The organism is Pseudomonas sp. C8002 (genome assembly GCF_013385765.1).
Lineage (GTDB): Bacteria > Pseudomonadota > Gammaproteobacteria > Pseudomonadales > Pseudomonadaceae > Aquipseudomonas.
In genome coordinates this window covers 349,885-371,036 of sequence record NZ_JACAPJ010000003.1, presented here as the reverse complement: position 1 = coordinate 371,036, position 21,152 = coordinate 349,885, and the positions used below count along the sequence as shown (strand labels likewise).

Below are 21,152 nucleotides of genomic sequence, written 5' to 3'. Positions count from 1 at the left end.
TCATGCCGCGTTTTGCCGCCAACCTGTCCATGCTGTTTACCGAACAGGACTTTCTTGCCCGTTTCAAAGCCGCCGCCGACGCGGGGTTCAGTGGTGTGGAATACCTGTTTCCCTATGAATTCAGCTCAGCTGAAATCAAGGCGCAACTCGATGCCCACGGCCTGACCCAAGTGCTGTTCAACCTGCCGGCCGGTGACTGGGCCAAGGGCGAACGCGGCCTGGCCTGCCACCCGGACCGGGTCGAGGAGTTCCGTGCCGGGGTCAACCTGGCCATCGCCTACGCCCAGGTACTGGGCAATACCCAGGTCAACTGCCTGGCGGGGATTCGTCCTGCCGGCGTGGATGACGCGACGCTTGAAAAAACCTTCGTCGCCAACCTCAAGTACGCCGCCGACAAGCTGCAGGCGGTGGGCATCAAGCTTGTGATGGAGATGATCAATACCCGCGACATCCCGGGCTTCTACCTGAACAACACGGCGCAGGCCCTGTCGATTCGCGAGCAGGTGGGCAGTGCCAACCTGTTCCTGCAATACGACATCTATCACATGCAAATCATGGAAGGCGACCTGGCCCGCACCATGGCTGCGCACCTGGGTGAGATCAACCACATCCAGCTGGCGGACAACCCGGGGCGCAACGAGCCGGGGACCGGTGAGATCAACTACCGCTTCCTGTTCGAACATTTGGACCGCATCGGTTATCAGGGTTGGGTCGGCTGTGAGTACAAACCGTTGACCACCACCGAAGCGGGTTTGGGTTGGCTCAAAAGCCACAACGCGATCTAACTGAACAAACACAGCACCCAATGTGGGAGCGGGCTTGCTCGCGAAAGCGGTGGATCAGTCGACATCAATGCTGAATGTCGGCCCCCATTCGCGAGCAAGCCCGCTCCCACAGTGGATCTCCTGTGTTTAGCAGGCCGCGCCAGGCCTGCACACCTAACAATAAGAGGATTTTCGTCATGGCTAAAATCGGATTTATCGGCACCGGCATCATGGGCCAACCCATGGCTGCCAACCTGCAAAAGGCCGGTCACCAACTGTTTCTTTCCGAGCATCACGGCAAGGCGCCGGCTGAACTGATCAGCGCTGGTGCGGTGGCCCTGGCCAACCCGCAGCAAGTGGCCCAGGAAGCCGAATTCATCATCGTCATGGTGCCCGACACCCCGCAGGTCGACGATGTGCTGTTCCGCGCCGACGGCGTTGCCGCAGGCCTTGGGCCGAACAAAGTGGTGATCGACATGAGTTCGATCTCGCCCACCGCCACCAAGGCCTTCGCCGCGAAGATCAACGAGACCGGCGCACGTTACCTCGACGCCCCGGTGTCCGGTGGTGAAGTCGGTGCCAAGGCCGGCACCCTGAGCATCATGATCGGCGGCGACCCGCACACCTTCGAACGCGCCCTGCCGCTGTTCCAGGCCATGGGCAAGAACATCACCCTGGTGGGCGGCAATGGCGATGGCCAGACCGCCAAGGTGGCCAACCAGATCATCGTTGCGTTGAACATCCAGGCGGTGGCGGAAGCGCTGCTGTTCGCCTCGAAGAACGGCGCAGACCCGGCCAAGGTGCGTGAAGCACTGATGGGGGGGTTTGCTTCGTCGAAAATCCTCGAAGTGCATGGCGAGCGCATGATCAAGGGCACCTTCGATCCGGGCTTCCGCATCAACCTGCACCAGAAGGATCTGAACCTGGCCCTGGCCGGTGCCAAGGAGCTGGGGATCAACCTGCCGAACACCGCCGGCACGCAGCAGGTGTTCAGCACCTGCACCGCCATCGGTGGCGGCAACTGGGACCACTCGGCGCTGATCAAGGGCCTGGAACATATGGCGAATTTTTCGATTCGCGATAAATAACGCCCTGATCGTTCCCACGCTCTGCGTGGGAATGCAGCCGTGACGCTCCGCGTCACAACAGCGGACGCAGAGCGTCCAGTGATTCATTCCCACGCGGAGCGTGGGAACGATCTGATGCACCCCTAATAACAAGAATCCCCGGGAGCCCGCTTATGTCGGTCGATCCGCAACACCTGCTTCGCGAGCTGTTTGCCACAGCCATCGACGCCGCCCACCCCCGGCAAGTCCTCGAACCCTATCTGCCCGCCGACCGCAGCGGCCGTGTCATCGTGATCGGCGCCGGCAAAGCCGCCGCCGCCATGGCGCTGGTGGTGGAAAACTGCTGGCAAGGCGAAGTCTCGGGCCTGGTGGTCACCCGCTACGGCCACGGCGCACCCTGCAAGAAAATCGAGGTGGTCGAAGCCGCGCACCCGGTGCCGGACGCCGCAGGCCAGGCCGTGGCCAAGCGTGTGCTGGAGCTGATCAGCAACCTGGGCGAAGACGACCGCGTGATCTTCCTGCTCTCCGGCGGCGGCTCTGCACTGCTCGCCCTTCCGGCCGCCGGCATCACCCTGGCGGACAAGCAAGCGATCAACAAGGCCCTGCTCAAATCCGGCGCCACCATCGGCGAGATGAACTGCGTGCGCAAGCACCTCTCGGCGATCAAGGGCGGGCGCCTGGCCAAGGCAAGCTGGCCTGCCACCGTCTACACCTACGCGATTTCCGATGTACCGGGCGACCAGGCCACGGTCATCGCTTCCGGCCCCACTGTTGGCGACCCCAGCACCTCGCAACAGGCGCTGGCGATTCTCAAGCGCTACCAGATTGAAATCCCGGCGTCGGTGCGCACCTGGCTGCAAAGCCCGGAGTCGGAAACCGTCAAGCCCGGGGACCCGGTGCTCGCCCGTAGCCATTTCCAACTGATCGCCCGTCCGCAGCAATCTCTCGAAGCGGTGGCGGTGAAAGTCCGCCAGGCCGGTTTCAGCCCGCTGATCCTCGGCGACCTGGAAGGCGAAGCGCGGGACGTGGCCAAGGTGCACGCCGGTATCGCCCGGCAAATCATCCAGCACGGCCAACCCCTGGCGGCGCCTTGCGTGATCCTCTCCGGCGGCGAAACCACCGTCACCGTACGCGGCAATGGCCGTGGCGGACGCAACGCCGAATTCCTGCTGAGCCTCACCGACAGCCTCAAGGGCCTGCCCGGCGTCTACGCCCTGGCGGGTGACACCGACGGCATCGACGGCTCGGAAGACAACGCCGGCGCGATCATGACGCCCACCAGCTACGCCCGCGCCGAAGCCCTGGGCTTGAGCGCCAGTGACGAGCTGGACAACAACAATGGCTACGGCTACTTCGCGGCCCTCGACGGCTTGATCATCACCGAGCCGACCCGCACCAACGTCAACGATTTCCGCGCCATTCTGATTCTTGAAAGCCCTGAAAGAGAGTCCCCTGAACATGACGCCTGACAAGAAGGTCAAGATCCTCGCCACGCTGGGCCCGGCCACCGACAGCATCGACGACATCCGCGAGCTGGTGGAAGCCGGGGTGAATATCTTTCGCCTGAACTTCAGCCATGGCGATCATGCCGACCACGCCCAACGCTACCAGTGGATTCGCCAGGTGGAGCGCCAGCTCAATTATCCCCTCGGCATCCTGATGGACCTGCAAGGGCCGAAGCTGCGGGTGGGGCGTTTTGCCGAAGGAAAAGTGCAACTGATTCGCGGCCAGGCCCTGCGCCTGGACCTCGACCCGACACCCGGTGACCAGCGGCGAGTCAACCTGCCCCACCCGGAAATCATCGCGGCCCTGCAGCCCGGCATGGACCTGCTGCTGGACGACGGCAAGCTGCGCCTGCGGGTGATCACCAAGCACGCCGATGCCATCGACACCACCGTGCTCAACGGCGGCGAACTGTCGGACCGTAAAGGCGTGAACGTACCCCAGGCATTGCTGGAGCTCAGCCCGCTGACCGCCAAGGACCGCCGCGACCTGAGCTTCGGCCTGGAACTGGGGGTGGACTGGGTGGCGCTGTCGTTTGTGCAACGCCCGGAAGACATCCGCGAAGCCCGCGAGTTGATCGGCGACAAGGCGTTCCTGATGGCCAAGATCGAGAAGCCCTCGGCGGTGCAGCGCCTGCAGGAAATCGCCGAGTTGAGCGACGCGATCATGGTCGCCAGAGGTGACCTGGGGGTGGAAGTGCCGGCGGAAAGCGTGCCGCAAATCCAGAAGGACATCATTGGTGTGTGCCGCCAGTTGGGTAAACCGGTGGTGGTGGCCACGCAGATGCTTGAATCCATGCGCTTCTCCCCGGCGCCGACCCGTGCCGAAGTCACCGACGTGGCCAACGCAGTGGCGGAAGGGGCGGACGCGGTGATGCTGTCGGCGGAAACCGCTTCCGGTGAATACCCGTTGGAGGCCGTGCTGATGATGAGCAAGATCATTCGCCAGGTGGAAAATGGCCCGGATTACCAGACCCAGCTGGATGTCAGCCGGCCCAAGGCGGATGCCACGGTGTCGGACGCCATCAGCTGTGCTATCCGCCGTATCAGCAGCATCCTGCCGGTGGCAGTGCTGGTGAACTACAGCGAGTCGGGCACCTCCACCTTGCGGGCGGCGCGGGAACGGCCGGCGGTGCCGATTCTGAACCTGACACCGAACCTGTCGACGGCGCGACGCTTGAGCGTGGCGTGGGGCGTGCATTCGGTGGTGAACGATCGGCTGCGGCAGGTGGATGAGGTGTGTTCCACGGCGTTGGAGATTGCCCAGGCACAGGGTATGGCGGAGCGTGGGGATACGTTGGTGATTACTGCTGGGGTGCCATTCGGGCAGCCAGGGTCGACCAATTCGTTGCGGATCGAGACATTGATCTAATCCCCTGTGGCGAGGGAGCTTGCTCCCGCTGGACTGCGCAGCAGGCCCTTCTTTTGGGGCCGCTGCGCGCGCCAGCGGGAGCAAGCTCCCTCGCCACAAGATTCGGCGCTTTCCTGCAGATTATTGATCATGCCCAACCAACCCTGCCCCGACTGGGCCGAAGCCCTGCTCAACGGCTTCAGCCAGATATTCCTGCAGCGCCACCCGCTGTGTGGCCTGCTCTGCCTGCTGGCGATCCTGGTCGGCGCCCCGGCCCTGCTCGGCGGCGCGCTGCTGGGCGGTGTCGCCGGCTTGCTGACCGCCCAACGCCGCGGCTATCCCAAGGCCGAACGCCAGGCCGGTCTCTATAGCTACAACGGCGTGCTGCTCGGCTTGCTGATCAGCCAGCACTTCAGCTGGTCGGCACTGCTGCCGCCGTTGATTCTCGCCTGCGGTGGCCTCAGCGCAATCCTCACTCGCCAGTGGCTCAAACGCGCCGCCAACCCCGATGACCTGCCCGCCTACACCGCACCGTTTGTAGTACTCGGCTGGCTGCTGCTGGGCACCACCGCGCCCGCCGCATTTGCCGCCAGCGAACCCGGCACCTGGGCGCTACTCTGCGCGCCGTTCACAGGTCTGGCCCAAGTCATCCTGATGGACCAACCCCTCGCCGGCCTGCTGATCGCCCTCGGTCTTGTAATAGCCAGCCGCCGCGCGGCCTTGTGGGCGCTGACCGGCGCGAGCCTCGGCGTGTTGATCGCCCTGTTGATGGACGAGCCCGCCAGCGCCCTGCTCGGCCTGCACAGCTATAACCCGGCGCTGGCCGCCCTGGCCCTCAGCCAGTATCGTCGCCAACCCTGGCTGCCGCTGATCGGCATCCTGCTGGCGATCATCCTCACGCCCGGCTTCACCGGCCTGAACCTGCCCGCGCTGACCGCGCCGTTTATCCTCGCCACCTGGCTGGTGCGCGCCAGTCAGCGGGTGATGCAGAAAACCCGCATGGACAGCCCCTTCGAATCCCCCTAGGCTTCGCTGATCTTCGATTCAGGCGACTTCCATGGACAGCAACAAGCACTGGCGTGAGCGTCTCTACGTCATGGTTTTCCAAAGTGACACCCCGGCCGGCCGACGCTTCGACAGCACCCTGTTGCTGATCATCCTGGCCAGCCTGGTGATCGTGATCCTCGACAGCATCCAGGAGGTCCACGACAACTACGCCAACGTGCTGGCCTATATCGAGTGGGGCTTCACCATCATCTTCGCCATCGAGTACGGCCTGCGGCTGTATTGCTCGCCCAAGCCGTTGCGCTATGCCTTCAGCTTTTATGGGCTGGTGGATTTGCTGGCGATCGTGCCCGGGATCCTCGCGCTGTACTACAGCGACGCGCAGTACCTGCTGATTATCCGAATCATCCGGATGCTGCGGATTTTCCGCGTGCTCAAGCTCGGCCCGTACCTCAAGCAGGCCAACTACCTGATGTCGGCGCTGCGGGGCAGCAAGCAGAAAATCGTGGTGTTCCTGGTCAGCGTCTGCACCCTGGTCACGGTGTTCGGCACCTTGATGTACGTGATCGAAGGCCCGGAGCACGGGTTTACCAGCATTCCCAAGGGCATCTATTGGGCAATCGTGACGCTGACCACCGTGGGTTTTGGCGATATCGTGCCGAAGACCCCGCTGGGCCAGGTGATTTCGTCGCTGGTGATGATCACCGGTTATTCGATCATCGCGGTGCCCACCGGGATCTTCACCGCCGAACTGGCCAACGCCATGCGCGGTGAGCAATTGCAAACGGATTGCCCGGTGTGCAAGAAAAACAGCCATGAGCCCAATGCAGCGTTTTGCTCACGGTGTGGCAGCGCGCTTTTCAAGAAACTGGAATAAGCAAAGTTCTTTTTAATCTTTAAGCGACTATGCGCCCCCCCGTTATAGTCGCTGGCATATTGCCCCCATGCGTTTCAAAAACCTTCTCGAACAACAAGGAATGAGCAGTGAAAAAACTCGTTAGTGCCTCTCTCCTGGCCGCCGGCCTCGCACTGGCTGGCGTCGTCCAGGCCGCCCCGGTCACCCTGCTCAACGTCTCCTATGACGTGATGCGTGACTTCTACAAGGACTACAACGCCGCCTTCCAGAAGCACTGGGCCGCCGAGCATCCAAACGACAAGCTGACCCTGCAGATGTCCTTCGGTGGTTCGAGCAAACAAGCGCGCTCGGTGATCGACGGCCTGCCGGCTGACGTGATCACCATGAACATGGCCACCGACATCAACGCCCTGGCGGACAACGGCAAACTGGTGCCGGACAACTGGGTTACCCGCCTGCCGAACAACAGTGCGCCGTTCACTTCGGCCACGGTGTTCATCGTGCGCAAAGGCAACCCGAAAGCCCTGAAAGACTGGCCGGACCTGCTCAAGGATGGCGTGCAAGTCATCGTGCCGAACCCGAAGACCTCCGGTAACGGCCGCTACACCTACCTCTCGGCCTGGGGTTATGTGCTGAAAAACGGTGGCGACGAAGAGAAGGCCAAGAAGTTCGTGGGTGACCTGTTCAAGCACGCACCCGTGCTGGACACCGGTGGCCGTGCCGCTACCACCACGTTCATGACCAACCAGATCGGCGACGTGCTGGTGACCTTTGAGAACGAAGCAGAAATGATCGCCCGTGAATTCGGCCGTGATCAGTTCGAAGTGATCTACCCGAGCGTTTCCGCAGAAGCTGAGCCGCCAGTGTCGATCGTCGACAAAGTGGTCGAGAAGAAAGGCACCAAAGTGGCTGCCGAAGAATACCTGAAGTACCTGTGGTCGCCGGAAGGCCAGGAAATTGCCGCCAACAACTACCTGCGTCCACGTGACCCGAAAGTGCTGGCCAAGTACACCGACCGTTTCCCGAAAGTCGACTTCCTGTCGGTAGAGAAGACCTTTGGCGACTGGCGCACCGTGCAGAAGACCCACTTCAATGATGGCGGGGTTTTTGACCAGATCTACTCCGGGCAGTAATCCGCACCCTGATCGCTGATCGTTCCCACGCTCCGCGTGGGAATGCATCATAGGACGCTCCGCGTCCAGGTCGCGCCGCAAGACTTGGACCGTGCTGGGGACGCAGAGCGTCACTGGATGTATTCCCACGCGGAGCGTGGGAACGATCTATCTACAGCCGTTACATCGGCGGTGTCACGCCATCCTTACCCGCAGAAATCGCCTGGGCCGTCACGCTCCCGTCCGCGCCCTTCGCCGCAAACATCACCACCTTCACCCCAGGCTTCAGCAAGCTGCGATCACCCGGTTCCAGGTTGACGATCGGCACATCATCCGGCACCACGATCTTCTGCTCGCCGCCCTTGTACTTGACGGTCAACGTGCGGCCATCGCTCACCACCAGGTCACCCACGGTACCGTTGGTCATGCTGCTGCCTTCCTTCAGGTCGAACGCACGGTGCCCATCGCCTGTACCGGCCATCGCCGGTGGGAATACATGCACTTCCAGCGCCGTCAGGGTGCCATCCGCGTTGGGCATGGCCGCCGAACCGATGTAACTGCCGGGCTTGATGTCTTCGATTTTTGCCAGGGTGACCGCACGCACCTGCGTGTCCTTGGTCAGGTGCACGGTGACGTCTTCACCGCTGTTGACCTTGACGTGCATCGCGTCGCCGTCCATCGCGGTAATCGCACCCCGCACGCCGACACGCGGGGCATCTGCGGCCTGGGCAACGCCCACGGTCATCAGCGCGGCCAGGCTGGAGGCCAGGAGCATCTTGTTGAATGTCGTCTTCATGGCAGTCGATTTCCTGTTTATGCAGTTGTGACTGAATGTATCATCGACCTTCAGCGCGAAAGTTAACGTTTCAGTCATTAATTCCCGGCATGAGTGTTATCACCACAGACAGGCTACTCGCGCCCGGGGCCAGTCTTTATCCTCGCTCGCCACAATCCTTCGCTTTTATGAGAACGCCATGAACGCCACGCCCCCCGCTACAAGCACGATGACCCGAGGCATGGTGATGCTGTTTGCGTTCTGTTGCGGCGCCATCGTCGCCAACATCTACTACGCGCAACCGATCATCGAGCTGATCGCCCCGGACATCGGCCTCACGCCGGCCATGGCCAGCCTGATCGTGTCCCTGACCCAGATCGGCTATGCCCTGGGCCTGTTCTTCCTGGTGCCGTTGGGCGACCTGCTGGAAAACCGCCGGCTGATGATCATCACCACCGTGGTGGCCATCGCCAGCCTGCTGGGTGCGGCGTTCACCGAACAGCCGAACCTGTTCCTGCTGGTGTCGCTGCTGATCGGCTTCAGTTCGGTGTCGGTACAGATCCTGATTCCGCTGGCGGCGCACCTGGCGCCGGCTGAATCCCGTGGCCGGGTGGTCGGCAGCATCATGGGCGGCCTGCTGCTGGGTATCCTGCTGGCGCGACCGGTGTCCAGCGTGGTGGCCGACCACTTCGGCTGGCGCGCCATGTTCATGGCCGCTGCGGCACTGATGGCGTTTATCAGCGTGGTGCTGATGCTGACCATCCCCAAGCGCCAACCGGATCACGCGGCCAGCTATGGCCAGCTGCTCGCCTCGCTGGGCACCTTGCTGCGCCGCCAGCCGGTGCTGCGCCAGCGCGCGTTTTACCAGGGCTGCATGTTCGCCACCTTCAGCCTGTTCTGGACCGCCGCCCCGCTGGAACTGTCCCGCAACCACGGCCTGAGCCAAAGCCAGATCGCCCTGTTTGCCCTGGTCGGCGCCCTGGGCGCCATCGCCGCGCCCATTGCCGGGCGCCTGGCGGATGCCGGCCACACCCACCGCGCTTCGCTGCTGGCGATGCTGTTTGCCGCACTGAGCTTCCTGCCGGCCTTCGTGCACCCGCTGTACAGCGTGATCGGCCTGGCGGTGACCGGCGTGGTCCTGGACTTCTGCGTGCAGATGAACATGGTCCTTGGCCAGCGCGCCATCTACGCCCTCGACGCCAACAGCCGTAGCCGACTGAACGCGCTGTACATGACCAGCATCTTCATCGGCGGCGCCTTCGGCTCGGCGATTGCCAGCAGCGTGTACGAACACGGCGGCTGGCTGGGGGTGATGCTGGTGGGCAGCGCATTCCCGCTGGTGGCGTTGCTGCGCTTCTTGAGCGCCTCGCGGCAAGGGGCGGTGGCGACTGCCTGACCCACCTTACAACCGCATCAACGGCTCCAACGCCGCATCCGCCAGAAATGACGAGTGACGAGGTCAAGGGCTTGCTGACTGATTGGGAATTACCGCCCAGGGATTTATGGGCGGTATCCCCTCCAGGAGGATGGCGAGCGCCCTGGCGCGTTGCTTTTCAGCGCAGGTGAGTAGACAGACCGATCACGTCCTCTGGCCGGATCAAGCGTGTGCTTTTAAGCAGGAAGTTTGTCTGACGCCGTCCCAGTAAGTCGATGCCCACAAAGTAACGCCCGCTCTGCTGGTTGTATTTGACGACGGTATCTCCAATACGGCCCGTGTAGCTATCCACCAGCCGCAAGGGCGTTCCGACTTCTGTCATTAAACCCGTCAGATCAATTGTGTCTTGGCCACTGGTGAAATCCATGATCAGGTCAGCGTCGTCATAGGCCGAGTCGCTGGCCTTCTCATACCTGAACGTGTTTCTACCGCCCACACCCCAGAGCGTATCTCCACCTGCCCCGCCGGTGAGAACGTTATCCACCGTATTGCCTATGAGCGTGTCACGGCCTGAGCCGCCAATCGCATTCTCCACGGTGACACCTTTGGCTATACCAACGTTATTGCGCAAGCCGCCTACGCTGGAGGCTGCGCCCTCGCGCAAGTCGATGGTCTGGTTCTGCCGGAAGCCCGAAAAGTCCAGGGTGTCATCGCCACCTTTGTCCCTCACCAGGAACCTGGGAGCGCCACTCTGGGAATGCAGGCTAAGGAAGGGATCACCGGTGTTGGAGTTGAAGCCATAGACAGTATCGTGCGGAGCAGGAAAAGGGTCCGGATTCGGGTCCGGTTGAGGTTCTGGCTTGGGCTCTGGTTGGGGCTCCGGCTTGGAAACTCCAGGTTCGTATGCCCCGCCAGTGACTATGTCACTGGCCTGAATGCCACCCACGCTCTTAATCAGAAAATCCGCTTTGCCCCTGCCAGTGGTGTCAAGACCCAGACTACCGTTTCCGCTGCGCGGGTCATGGCTCAGGACAATCTCGCCAGCACGCCCCGTAAACCGCTCAACAATGTTGAAATGCTTGATTGAGGTATTTTTCAATAAGCCCGAAAGGTCGATCTTGTCTGTGCCGCTGGTGAAATCCAGGATTTCGTCAGGCCTGGTGAGTGTCGAGTCACTCGCTCTATCGTAAGCAAACACGTCCGCGCCTGCGCCGCCTGTCAACCTGTCTGAACCCGCTCCACCCTTGAGCCGGTTGCCGGACTCATTCCCTATGAGCTCATCGTCACCTGAGCCACCTGTGGCATTTTCAATGACAACGCCCTTGGCGATAGACACATTACCCTTCAAGCCACCCACATTGGAAAACGACTCCGCATTCAGGTTGATCTTCTGGTTCTGGGAAAATAGCGAAAAGTTCAGCGTGTCATTCCCGCCCCCGTCCCATACCGAAAATATCGGGGCGTCCTTCGAGGACTCAAGGCTGAAGTGGTCACGGTCAGTATTGGATTCAAAGCCATAAGTAGTATCGGTATTCCGCGTATTGAGATTGGCCCCGTAGAGTTTCTGTACGGCAGCAATATCATCTTTCATTGGTGTTGAAGGTTCGCGCGATTTGAAGTCATGGCCCGTATGATTGGTTTCCCGCCAGTAACTCATTACGCTGTGGGCTCTGGTGTCCTGCGTGTATAGGGCATCTGCATAAGAGTGCACACTTTCACCATAGTCCCCAGGGTGGCCAAGCCCCAGGGCATGTCCCAACTCATGTATGGCCGTTGATAAAAAAACATCGCCATGCCGTGGGGCATCAGAAGCGCCTTTCGTTCCAACCGTAGTGCTCATATCACCGTACCAGCGATTAGGCAGCCCCGACACCCCGCCATTGTCATCGGGATTGGCCTTGATGGTTATTGAACCATCCGGACCTGTCGCCCCCTCCTTGAAGACAATATTTGTCACGTCCTGCCAAGACGTCAGGGCTTTGCGCAAGGACGCTTTCTGTTGCACAGAGAATTGATCGTCAAGGGTGAAGGAAAGCTCGATTTTGTTATCGCCATTACGATCGTAATGCCTCGAACCCTCTCGCAGGATCTGCTTTGCAGCATCATCCGTGGTGAAGGTTTTTTTTGAGGTTGCGCCATCACTGGTAGTGGCCGCATTCAACGTAGATAGCTCATGACTTGATACAGGCGGATTAACAAAAGAAGCAGTGATTCTCATAAAAACAACATCCTTTTAGTTGAGAATTTCATTCATTAGGAAACAGACTTTCAACGCGACTGTTTCACTTAACAGCCGCCTTAAAATCTCACATGAAAAAACCGAATGTCACCCCTATGAACGTTTCAATTTAAATATCCAAACAGCCAGAAACACATCGCCAATTTTTTAAGCGCACTATATTTATATTCAGAAGTTTCAGATCAGGCCAGCTCTGCATTCAATATGCGATACGAAGAAAACCGGAGACATATAAACCTACAATTACCCATGCCCTAACCAGGGCATGAAAACAATCTGCTACACATCCGGCTGCTGCACCACGTGGTGCTGATGGCTGAGAGCCAGGCACTGGAAACAGGGCCAGACTCTGCCTTCACTCTGGCGGTTACCCAGGGGCGCCCGGCTGTTGAAGCAGACCTTTCAATAGCTGCAGCAACGTCGACAATGTCTTGGCGATCATCTCGTTCAACACTGCAAGCGTGGTCGTTTTCGAATCAGGCGCAGGGGGCGGCGCCGGGGACGGCACTACATTTGGCATGGGTAATGGCACCGGCTTGAACCCAGGCGTCGCCCCCGCCCACTGCACATCCGTCGACTTGATCTGGCCAACACTGTTGATCAACAACTCGGCTTTGCCACTGCCGTTCAGGTCAACCTCCAGGCTTGACCGGCCCGTGGCGGCGTCGTACTTGAGCAAGGCCTCGCCAGCGCGCCCCGTGAATCGGTCCGTGAACACCAGGGTGCCCACGCCGGCTTCTTTCAATGCGCCCGACAGGTCGATCTTGTCGGTACCGCTGGTAAAGTCCTCGATCAAGTCAGGATCCTGGGGCGTGGAATCACTGGCCTTGTCGTAGATAAACATGTCCGCTCCGCCGCCACCGCGCAACGTATCAGCCCCTGCTCCACCTTTGAGTCGATTGCCCGCCTCGTTACCGATCAGGGTGTCGCGACCGGCCCCACCTGTTGCGTTTTCAATTGTGCACCCCTTGGCAATCGAGACATTGCCCTTCAAGCCGCCCACGTCAGAGAACGACTCGGCATTGAGGTTGATCTTCTGGTTCTGTGAGAACCCTGAAAAGTCCAACGTATCGTCACCGCCGCCGTCCCATACGCAAAAAACGGGTTTGTCCGTGGCGCTCTTGAGCGTCATCGCCTCCCGCTCGGTGTTGGAGTTGAAACCATACGTGGTGTCGGTATTGCGGGTTTGGTGATTGGCCCCATACAACCGCTGCGCTGCCGCGATGTCGTCCATCATTGGAGCGGATGGATTCGAAGACTGAAAGTCGTGGCCGGCCTGGTTTTTCTCCGACCAGTAGCTCATGACGCTGCGCGCCTTGGTATCCCCGGCATAGACCGCGCCACTGTTGTAGGTAGAGCCGCCACCATTGTAGTTGCCTGGATGCTGCAGGCCGATGGCGTGCCCGATTTCATGTACCGCGGTCACCGAAAAGTGGCTGCCCAGGCCAGGTCTACTCCCTGCTTTCAGCGTGCCTATCGTCGCGGTCGTGCTGGTGTTGGAGCGTGTAGGTGATGTGGCAACACCACGGTCACCGCGAGGGTTGTTTTTAATGTTTACCGTGCCGTCTGCCCCATCTGCCTGCTCCTTGAGGTTAATGTTGGCAACATCCTGCCAGGACTGCACCGCTTGACGAACGCGTTGTTGCTGCTGCGCGGTGAAACTGGGGTCGACGGTGTAGGACAGATCAACTTTCTTGTCGCCGTTACGATCGTGAAACCGCAGGTTGTCCCGCGAGATCTGCTTGCCGGCCTGATCCGTGGTGTAGGTCGGCTTGGCTTTCGCGCCGAAGCCAGTCGGACCGGGGTCAGACTCCGGCAAGTTTTGAAGCATGGGCCTGATGGAGATCGCGTCAAAAACGTTCATGAGAAAGAGCACTCTCTTTTAATTAATAGACGAGCCGGAACAATCGGCATCAGCCATTAAGCTCCCATGCATGGAAAGCACGGGACAGCGCTTATTTAGTTCTCACCGAAACATTTAAAAGCGATGAAACACCCGCTAAGAAACTCAATAAATTACTTGTAATTTAAACAACTGAACACACACCAGCCGTTGCGGCAGCGCCTTGGTTTATCAGAAAAAAAACAAAACCCTACACAATGCCGCCAATATGAATACTCCAAACCGGCATCAACAAAGATACATCCACTCAAACTTTTCATCCAAATCCACCAGCGATCAGGACTTCACCGCTTGACGTAACTTCCCACGTTAAATCACCCGCCCATCCCAGCCCACCGTCACATGCCGCGGCAGCTCCCGCCGATGCTGCAACAACCACGCATCCAGCGTGTGCCCCACATGGGTCAGCACCCCCAACTGCGCACCCACCTCTTCAATACATTGCAACGCCAGCGTCAGGTCATTGTGATTGCGCGGTGCCTGCGGTTGCGGCGGCATGGAGCAATCGAGTACCAGCACATCCAGCGGCTCCCGTTGCAGCCAATCGCGGGTGGCGGGTGGCAGGCCGACGGTGTCGGTAAGGTAGGCAATGCGCCGCCCTTCACCTTCCAGCAGATACCCCAAGGTGGGCTTGGAATGCAGCAGCGGTAACGCGGTGACGCTCAGTTCACCCAACCGGCGGGTTTCAAACTCGGCAAACGGCTGGCTGAAATCGAGGATGCCGGGGTGCTTGTACAGGTCGGACAACCCTTCCGGATCCACCGGACCATGCACCGGAATCACCAGCCCCTGGCCCCAACGCAAATGCAGCAGGCCTTGGGCGTGATCGGCGTGGTAGTGGGTCTGGAGAATCCCGTTGAAACTGCGGGGCGGGAAGCGTTCGGTGAGGTCGGGCAACCCGCTGTCGATCAACCAACGCTGGTCGCCACACTCGATCAATGCGCTGCATGGGCGGCGGCGCAGGCTCTGGTCATGGCGGGCCAGGCCACAGGCGGCGCACTCACAGCCATACACCGGCACTTGCCGCGCATCGCCGGTGCCCAGCAGTGTCAGGCGCATGCAGGTTGCCCGTCGAGGCAGCCCAGCAAGCGCTCGACCGTGTGTTCCAGTTGGCCGGAATTGTCGAGCAGGAACACGTCTGCAGCAGCGCTCAATCCCTCGGCGAATCGCGCATTGCGCGCCAGGCGCAGATCAATATCCGCCAGGGATTCGCGACCCCGCGCCAGCAAGCGCTGGCGCAACACCCCTTGGTCTACCGTCAGCAGCACCACCAGCAGGTTCGGGTAACGCAGCCGGGTTTGCGCCAGATGGCCGCGGGAGCCGTTGACCAGCACATCGTGCCCCGCCGCCAGCCACTCATCGATTTCCCGCGGGATGCCATAGGACAACCCGTTGGCGTGCCAGCTGAGGGCAAATGCGCCCTCGGCCTCCATTGCGGCAAACTGCGCCGGGCTCACCCCCTGCGCCGCTTCGCCCACCGCTTCCGCCGAGCGGGTGATGACCCGCCGCACAATGCGGCAGCCACGCTCGGCCAGACGCGGTCGTGCGGCATCCAGCAGGCTGTCCTTGCCCGAACCCGATGGTCCGATGAGATAGATCAACCTGCCTGCCATCAAAACACCCTCTTCGCTTGTCGCCACACTTGTTGGACCACGGGCAGTCCGTCGCGGCTCCTGGCTTGCACCAGGTCGGCCCGCAGACCCGTGGCGATTTCGCCGCGATCGCTGAGGCCCGCCGCGTGCGCGGGCGCCAGGCTGATCATCCTGACCGCCCGAGAAAGGTCGCCGCCGTCCTGTTGATCGGCCAGCACGAACGCCGCCTGCAACAGGCTGGCCGGGTAGTAGTCACTGGAAAGTATATCCAGCAATCCTTCGGCGGCCAGGCCGGCGGCGGCCACATTACCCGAGTGGGACCCGCCACGCACCACGTTCGGCGCGCCCATCAGAACTTTCATGTTCAGTTGCCGGCAGCCACGGGCGGCTTCCAGGGTGGTGGGGAATTCGGCGATGGTCATGCCGTAGCGCGCCGACTCCTCGACGTGAGCCAGGGTCGCATCGTCATGGCTGGCCACCGACAGGCCGCGTTCCAGGCAATGCTCGACGATCGCGGCGCGGTAGCGGTCGCTGTACTCCCTGGAGTTGGCCATTTGCAGCTTGATGAACGCGTCCATGGTCTCGTCGTTCAGGTGGTACTTGCCCATGTAGTACTCGCGGTACTTGGATTCAAGCACGAACTGGCGCTGGCCCGGCGAGTGGTCCATCACTGACACCAACTGCACCAACGGGTTTTCCACCAGGTCGCGGAACACGCTCAGGGTGTCGGGGTGGCACAGCTCGCAGCGCAGGTGCAGGTGGTGTTCGGCGCGGGTCAGGCCGGCGCTTTCTGCTGCCGCGATGGCATTGAGCATCGCCGGCAGTTTCTGCATGCGGTTGCCCTTGGGGTTTACGTCGCCGATGGACACCGCGTCGAACACCGTGGTGATGCCGGCCGCGATGATCTGCGCATCATGGCTGAGCACCGCCGAGGTCGACGGCCAGTCCACGCCGGGGCGCGGGGTCATGTGTTTTTCCAGGTTGTCGGTGTGCAGTTCCACCAGGCCCGGCAACAGGAAATCCCCTTCAAGGTCCTGGGCCTGGGGCAGTTGGCTGCGGCCTTCGGCGATGTCGACGATCAGCCCGTCACGCAGCACGACGCTGCCAAGGAACATACGGTCAGCCGTCACCAGCCGGGCATTACTGAGGATCTGTTCAGCGGGCATGGGCGTATTCCTCTTGGGCAACAGGCGCGGGGGTCATGTCGAAATGGCGGTCGGCGACCGCTTCACGGGCGGCGCGGTCGTGGAAGATGCCGATCAAGGCCGCGCCGGCAGCCTTGGCTTCGTTCATCAGTTCCAGCACCACCTGGCGATTGCTGTCATCGAGGGACGCGGTGGGTTCGTCCAGCAGCATCACCGGCCAATCCACCATGAAGCCGCGGGCGATGTTGACCCGCTGTTGCTCGCCGCCGGAGAACGTACCGGGCGCCAGCTGCCACAGGCGTTGTGGGATATTCAGGCGGGTCAGCAGATGCTCGGCGCGCGACTGTGCATTGGCCTTCGACCAGCCACGGGCCAGGGCGGGCTCCATCACCACATCCAGGCAGGCCACCCGCGGGATCACCCGCAGAAACTGGCTGACGTAGCCCAGGGTCTGCTGGCGCACCTGCAACACCTCACGCGGCTCGGCACCAACCAGCTCCAGCCATTCGCCAAGGTGCTGTACCCGGATGCTGCCGCCCGCCGGCAGATAGTTACCGTACAGGGTGCGCAGCAACGTGCTTTTACCGGCGCCGGACTGGCCATGCAGCACCAGGCACTCACCGCCTTTCACACTGAACTCCACCCCGCGCAGCACGTTCAGCACCACGCCGTTCTGCTGGTGCAAGGTGAAGGTTTTCGAGAGGTCACGGACCTCGATCAAGGTATTCATCATGGCTGCAATACCGAAGACACCAGCAGTTGAGAGTAAGGGTGCTGTGGATCGTCGAGGATCTGGTCCGTCAGCCCGGTTTCCACCACGCGGGAACGGCGCATCACCATCAGGCGGTCGGCCAGCAGGCGCGCCACGGCGAGGTCGTGGGTCACGATCACCACCGCCAGATCCAGCTCGCGAACGAGGCCGCGCAGCAGGTCGAGCAAGCGCGCCTGTACCGACACGTCCAGGCCGCCGGTGGGTTCGTCCATAAACACAAGGCGCGGGCTGGAGACCAGGTTGCGGGCGATTTGCAGGCGTTGTTGCATGCCGCCGGAGAAGGTCCGGGGCAAGTCGTCGATACGCTGCGGGTCGATTTCCACCTGGCCCAGCCAGTCGAGGCCGGCGCCACGCAGTTGCTCATAGTTGCGCACGCCCTGGGCCATCAGGCGCTCGCCGATATTGGCGCCGGCAGAGACCCCCATGCGCAAACCGTCCCGAGGGTTCTGCTCGACAAAGCCCCATTCGGTGCGCAGCAAGGTGCGACGTTCGGCTTCGCTGGCGCTGTACAGATCCAGCCATTCACCGTCCTTGCCGCGATAGCCGATGTGGCCGGCCTGCGGTGGCAGACGCCCGCTGAGCAGCGAGAGCAAGGTGGACTTGCCCGAGCCCGACTCACCGACAATCCCCAACACTTCGCCGGGGTACAAATCGAAGCTGACGTCCTGGCAGCCCTTCTCTTCTCCGTACAACAACGACAGGTCACGCACTTGCAAAAGAGGCTGGCTCACTGGTTGTTCTCCTTGACCCGTTGGGCGCAGTACCAGGTGTCGGAACACACAAAACTCTGGGTACCGGCGTCGTCGAGAATCAGCTCATCGAGGAACGATTCATGGCTGCCGCAGATCGCGCAGGTGTGTTCCCACTTCTGCACTTCGAACGGATGGTCTTCAAAGTCGAGGCTGGTGACCTGGGTGTACGGCGGCACCGCGTACAGGCGCTTTTCGCGACCGGCACCGAACAGCATCAGCGCCGGGCTCATGTCGAGTTTCGGGTTGTCGAATTTCGGGATTGGCGAGGGGTCCATCACGTAGCGCTCATCCACTATCACCGGGTAGGCGTAGCTGGTGGCGATATGGCCGAAGGTGGCGATGTCCTCGTAGAGCTTTACGTGCATCACCCCGTAGTCATTCAGGGCGTGCATGGTGCGGGTCTCGGTTTCCGACGGTTCGATAAAACGCAGCGGCTCCGGGATCGGCACCTGGTAGACCATGATCTGATCGGCCTGCAACGGAGTTTCCGGGATGCGGTGGCGGGTCTGGATCACTGTCGCGTCCGGGGTGCTTTCGGTGGTGGCGACGCCCGCCGTACGGGCGAAAAAGCGCCGGATCGACACGGCGTTGGTGGTGTCGTCGGCGCCCTGGTCGATTACCTTGAGCACGTCGTCAGCTCCCAGGATCGCGGCGGTCAGTTGCATGCCGCCGGTGCCCCAACCGTAAGGCAGCGGCATCTCGCGGCCACCGAACGGCACCTGGTAACCGGGGATCGCCACGGCCTTGAGCAAGGCGCGGCGGATCATGCGTTTGGTCTGCTCGTCGAGGTAGGCGAAGTTGTACGCCGGGTCACGCGCAGGCGCTTGAGTCAGGTCATTCATGGCGGGTGCCCTCGGCCGGTTGGCGCAGTTTGCGGATCAGTTCCAGCTCGGACTGGAAGTCCACGTAGTGAGGCAATTTGAGGTGGGAAACGAAGCCCGCCGCCTCGACGTTGTCGCAGTGGGACAGCACGAATTCTTCCTGCTGGGCCGGCGAGACGATCTCTTCGTTGAACTCATTGGCCCGCAGCGAGCGGTCCACCAGGGCCATGCCCATCGCCTTGCGTTCGGCATGCCCGAATGCCAGGCCGTAGCCCCGGGTGAACTGCGCCAGCTCGGTGGCCGAGCCGACGAACTGGTTGACCATCTCGCACTCGGTGACTTCGATGCTGCCCAGGCAGATCGGGAAACCCAGCTCTTCCGGGTCGATCCACACCTCGACGTCGCCGATGCGAATCTCGCCGGCAAACGGGTGGTTGCGACCGTAACCACGTTGGGTCGAGTAACCCAGTGCCAGCAGGAAACCTTCGTCGCCACGGGCCAGGGCTTGCAGGCGCTGGGCGCGGTTGGCCGGGTATTCCAGCGGGTCGCGGGTGATGTCGGCGACGCTGCCGGTGTCGTCGGATTCGTTCTTGATCAGCCCTTCCTTGGCCAGCAGGCCGAGTACCCGAGGGCACGCTTCCAGAGTGGCATCCGGCGTGGTTTGCGGGCCCGGGTATTCACCTTCGGCCAGCAGCGCAAAGTCCAGCAGGCGGTGGGTGTAATCGAAGGTCGGGCCCAGCAGTTGCCCGCCCGGCACGTCCTTGAAGGTGGCCGACAAACGCCGGCTCAGTGACATCTGCACGGTATCGATCGGCAGGCTCGGGCTGAAGCGCGGCAACGTGGTGCGGTAGGCCCGCAGCAGGAAGATCGCTTCCACCAGATCCCCCGCCGCTTGCTTGATCGCCAGTGCGGCCAACTCCGTGTCGTACAGCGAGCCTTCGCTCATCACTCGCGCGACCGCCAGCGGCAGTTGCTCGCGGATCTGCTCCACGCTCAGTTCCGCAATGGAAGTATCGCCCCGGCGTTTTTTCGCCAGCAGGCGGTGGGCATTGTCGATGGCCTGTTCGCCACCCTTGACGGCTACGTACATCAGGCATGCTCCTGTGCAATTCGGGTGCTGCGTGGCAGGCCGATCAGGTGATGGCCGGCGGCGAACAACACGTCCAGGCCACGGGGAAAGGTTTCCCGGCGCTGGCGTTCCAGCCAGAACGCCTGGGGTACGGGCAGGTTGACCTGACGCTGGGTCTTGATCCCCGGACCGCGCCAGTTCAAGGCGCGACCGGCTTCCAGGTCGGTCAACTGGACCAGCAAGGTGCAGGACTGATCCGGGTAGCGGTCATTGCCGTGGTCGAAGCCGCTGAGGTCGAGCAAGTCCTGTTCACCGAGCAAGGCGAACGCGGCCTCTTCCCGGTTGGCGGTCAGCGGGCAGCCGCAGTGAAAGGCCAGGTTGGCGCGGATCAGCGGCGTGTCGAAGCACGGCGCCAGCCAGAGCGGGGTGTCCATATCCAGCAGCGCCAGGCACAGCGCATAGGTAGCCGGCGCCAGGCCTTCAAGGCTGGGGGCCGCGGGCAAGGACTGGATCAGGCCGGGCTCGGCGAGGGCCTTGAGGGCCCCGCGAAAACCGCGCTGGGCGTCCAGCACCGGGTCTACAAAGGCCGGTTGCAAGCGTTGGGCATTCATCAGTTTTCTCCTCGAACCAGGGTGAAGAACTCGACCTTGGTGGCGGCGGTGTCGGCCTCTTTTTGCGCCCGGCGCTCGGCCTGGGCGTTGGCCAGTGCGCCGATCAGGTCGCTGAGCCAGGGGCTCGGGTGTGCGCCCTGCAAATGCGCATCCGCCAGGGCCGCCAGTTCGGCGTGGACCTTGTCGCGCCCGGCCAAATAGCTGTAGCCGGTACGCCCGTCAGCCAGGCGCACCACGCAGCGGGTCACGCTCATTTCGCCGAGGTTGAACGGCGCGCCATTGCCGCCCATGCGGCCACGCACCAGGGTCATGCCGATTTCCGGGGCGCGGATCAGTTGGTAATCCACGTCACGCAGGGCGTCTTCATGGGGCAGCAATTCACTGCGAAAGGCGCGGGCGAGCACGCCGATCCAGTGTTGACGCGGGGACAGGTTCATCGGG

Annotated in this window: 20 protein-coding genes; 8 read left to right on the top strand and 12 right to left on the bottom strand. The window is 61.8% G+C overall.

The window, feature by feature from the left end; genetic code table 11:
- The first annotated feature begins 2 nt into the window (after positions 1-2).
- The 7 genes from hyi (at position 3) to HX814_RS05145 (ending at position 7,678) form a co-directional block, all read left to right on the top strand.
- On the top strand, positions 3-785 hold the full coding sequence (gene hyi / locus HX814_RS05175; protein WP_003210594.1) for a hydroxypyruvate isomerase: 783 nt from the start codon (positions 3-5) through the stop codon (positions 783-785).
- Positions 786-961: 176 nt separating this feature from the next.
- The gene (locus HX814_RS05170; protein WP_003210595.1) at positions 962-1,852 is read left to right on the top strand and encodes a 2-hydroxy-3-oxopropionate reductase; all 891 of its coding nucleotides are present in this window, start codon (positions 962-964) and stop codon (positions 1,850-1,852) included.
- Between the two features lie 152 nt (positions 1,853-2,004).
- Complete coding sequence (locus HX814_RS05165) at positions 2,005-3,300, top strand: glycerate kinase (RefSeq protein WP_003210596.1); 1,296 nt, start codon at positions 2,005-2,007, stop codon at positions 3,298-3,300.
- On the top strand, positions 3,290-4,705 hold the full coding sequence (pyk, locus tag HX814_RS05160) for a pyruvate kinase (protein WP_177008366.1): 1,416 nt from the start codon (positions 3,290-3,292) through the stop codon (positions 4,703-4,705). Before HX814_RS05165 ends, pyk begins: the two co-directional genes overlap by 11 nt.
- A 129-nt stretch (positions 4,706-4,834) precedes the next feature.
- Positions 4,835-5,710: an urea transporter gene (locus tag HX814_RS05155; RefSeq protein ID WP_177008367.1), complete on the top strand. Its 876-nt coding sequence runs from the start codon at positions 4,835-4,837 to the stop codon at positions 5,708-5,710.
- Positions 5,711-5,741: 31 nt separating this feature from the next.
- Positions 5,742-6,566 (top strand): ion transporter, encoded by an 825-nt coding sequence (locus HX814_RS05150; protein WP_177008368.1) that lies wholly within the window; start codon positions 5,742-5,744, stop codon positions 6,564-6,566.
- A 107-nt stretch (positions 6,567-6,673) separates the two neighbouring features.
- Positions 6,674-7,678: a sulfate ABC transporter substrate-binding protein gene (locus tag HX814_RS05145; protein WP_003210600.1), complete on the top strand. Its 1,005-nt coding sequence runs from the start codon at positions 6,674-6,676 to the stop codon at positions 7,676-7,678.
- Positions 7,679-7,838: 160 nt separating this feature from the next.
- Here HX814_RS05145 and HX814_RS05140 read toward each other — a convergent pair whose 3' ends face one another.
- The gene (locus HX814_RS05140; RefSeq protein ID WP_003210601.1) at positions 7,839-8,453 is read right to left on the bottom strand and encodes a DUF5666 domain-containing protein; all 615 of its coding nucleotides are present in this window, start codon (positions 8,451-8,453) and stop codon (positions 7,839-7,841) included.
- A 178-nt stretch (positions 8,454-8,631) separates the two neighbouring features.
- Between HX814_RS05140 and HX814_RS05135 the strand changes: the two genes are divergently transcribed.
- Entirely contained in the window at positions 8,632-9,828 is a 1,197-nt protein-coding gene (locus tag HX814_RS05135; protein ID WP_032899318.1) for an MFS transporter, read from the top strand.
- Positions 9,829-9,985: 157 nt separating this feature from the next.
- Here the strand turns inward: HX814_RS05135 and HX814_RS05130 are convergent, their stop codons facing one another.
- The 11 genes from HX814_RS05130 to phnG form a co-directional block, all read right to left on the bottom strand.
- Complete coding sequence (locus tag HX814_RS05130; protein WP_177008369.1) at positions 9,986-12,025, bottom strand: M10 family metallopeptidase C-terminal domain-containing protein; 2,040 nt, start codon at positions 12,023-12,025, stop codon at positions 9,986-9,988.
- 388 nt (positions 12,026-12,413) lie between these two features.
- The gene (locus HX814_RS05125) at positions 12,414-13,910 is read right to left on the bottom strand and encodes a M10 family metallopeptidase C-terminal domain-containing protein (RefSeq protein ID WP_177008370.1); all 1,497 of its coding nucleotides are present in this window, start codon (positions 13,908-13,910) and stop codon (positions 12,414-12,416) included.
- 348 nt (positions 13,911-14,258) lie between these two features.
- Entirely contained in the window at positions 14,259-15,008 is a 750-nt protein-coding gene (phnP, locus tag HX814_RS05120; protein WP_003210610.1) for a phosphonate metabolism protein PhnP, read from the bottom strand.
- A complete protein-coding gene (gene phnN / locus HX814_RS05115; RefSeq protein ID WP_087694466.1) occupies positions 14,999-15,562 on the bottom strand; it encodes a phosphonate metabolism protein/1,5-bisphosphokinase (PRPP-forming) PhnN in 564 nt (187 codons plus the stop codon). Before phnN ends, phnP begins: the two co-directional genes overlap by 10 nt.
- A complete protein-coding gene (locus HX814_RS05110; protein ID WP_177008371.1) occupies positions 15,562-16,707 on the bottom strand; it encodes an alpha-D-ribose 1-methylphosphonate 5-triphosphate diphosphatase in 1,146 nt (381 codons plus the stop codon). The genes phnN and HX814_RS05110 overlap by 1 nt, the downstream gene beginning before the upstream one ends.
- Entirely contained in the window at positions 16,697-17,416 is a 720-nt protein-coding gene (gene phnL / locus HX814_RS05105; protein WP_177008482.1) for a phosphonate C-P lyase system protein PhnL, read from the bottom strand. The genes HX814_RS05110 and phnL overlap by 11 nt, the downstream gene beginning before the upstream one ends.
- The gene (phnK, locus tag HX814_RS05100) at positions 17,416-18,225 is read right to left on the bottom strand and encodes a phosphonate C-P lyase system protein PhnK (RefSeq protein WP_085984643.1); all 810 of its coding nucleotides are present in this window, start codon (positions 18,223-18,225) and stop codon (positions 17,416-17,418) included. The genes phnL and phnK overlap by 1 nt, the downstream gene beginning before the upstream one ends.
- Entirely contained in the window at positions 18,186-19,052 is an 867-nt protein-coding gene (locus HX814_RS05095) for an alpha-D-ribose 1-methylphosphonate 5-phosphate C-P-lyase PhnJ (RefSeq protein ID WP_177008372.1), read from the bottom strand. Before HX814_RS05095 ends, phnK begins: the two co-directional genes overlap by 40 nt.
- On the bottom strand, positions 19,045-20,121 hold the full coding sequence (locus tag HX814_RS05090; RefSeq protein ID WP_134327103.1) for a carbon-phosphorus lyase complex subunit PhnI: 1,077 nt from the start codon (positions 20,119-20,121) through the stop codon (positions 19,045-19,047). Before HX814_RS05090 ends, HX814_RS05095 begins: the two co-directional genes overlap by 8 nt.
- Positions 20,121-20,711, bottom strand: a complete 591-nt coding sequence (gene phnH, locus HX814_RS05085; protein ID WP_063028147.1) for a phosphonate C-P lyase system protein PhnH — start codon at positions 20,709-20,711, stop codon at positions 20,121-20,123. Before phnH ends, HX814_RS05090 begins: the two co-directional genes overlap by 1 nt.
- The gene (gene phnG, locus HX814_RS05080) at positions 20,711-21,148 is read right to left on the bottom strand and encodes a phosphonate C-P lyase system protein PhnG (RefSeq protein WP_003210619.1); all 438 of its coding nucleotides are present in this window, start codon (positions 21,146-21,148) and stop codon (positions 20,711-20,713) included. Before phnG ends, phnH begins: the two co-directional genes overlap by 1 nt.
- Positions 21,149-21,152: the final 4 nt, after the last annotated feature.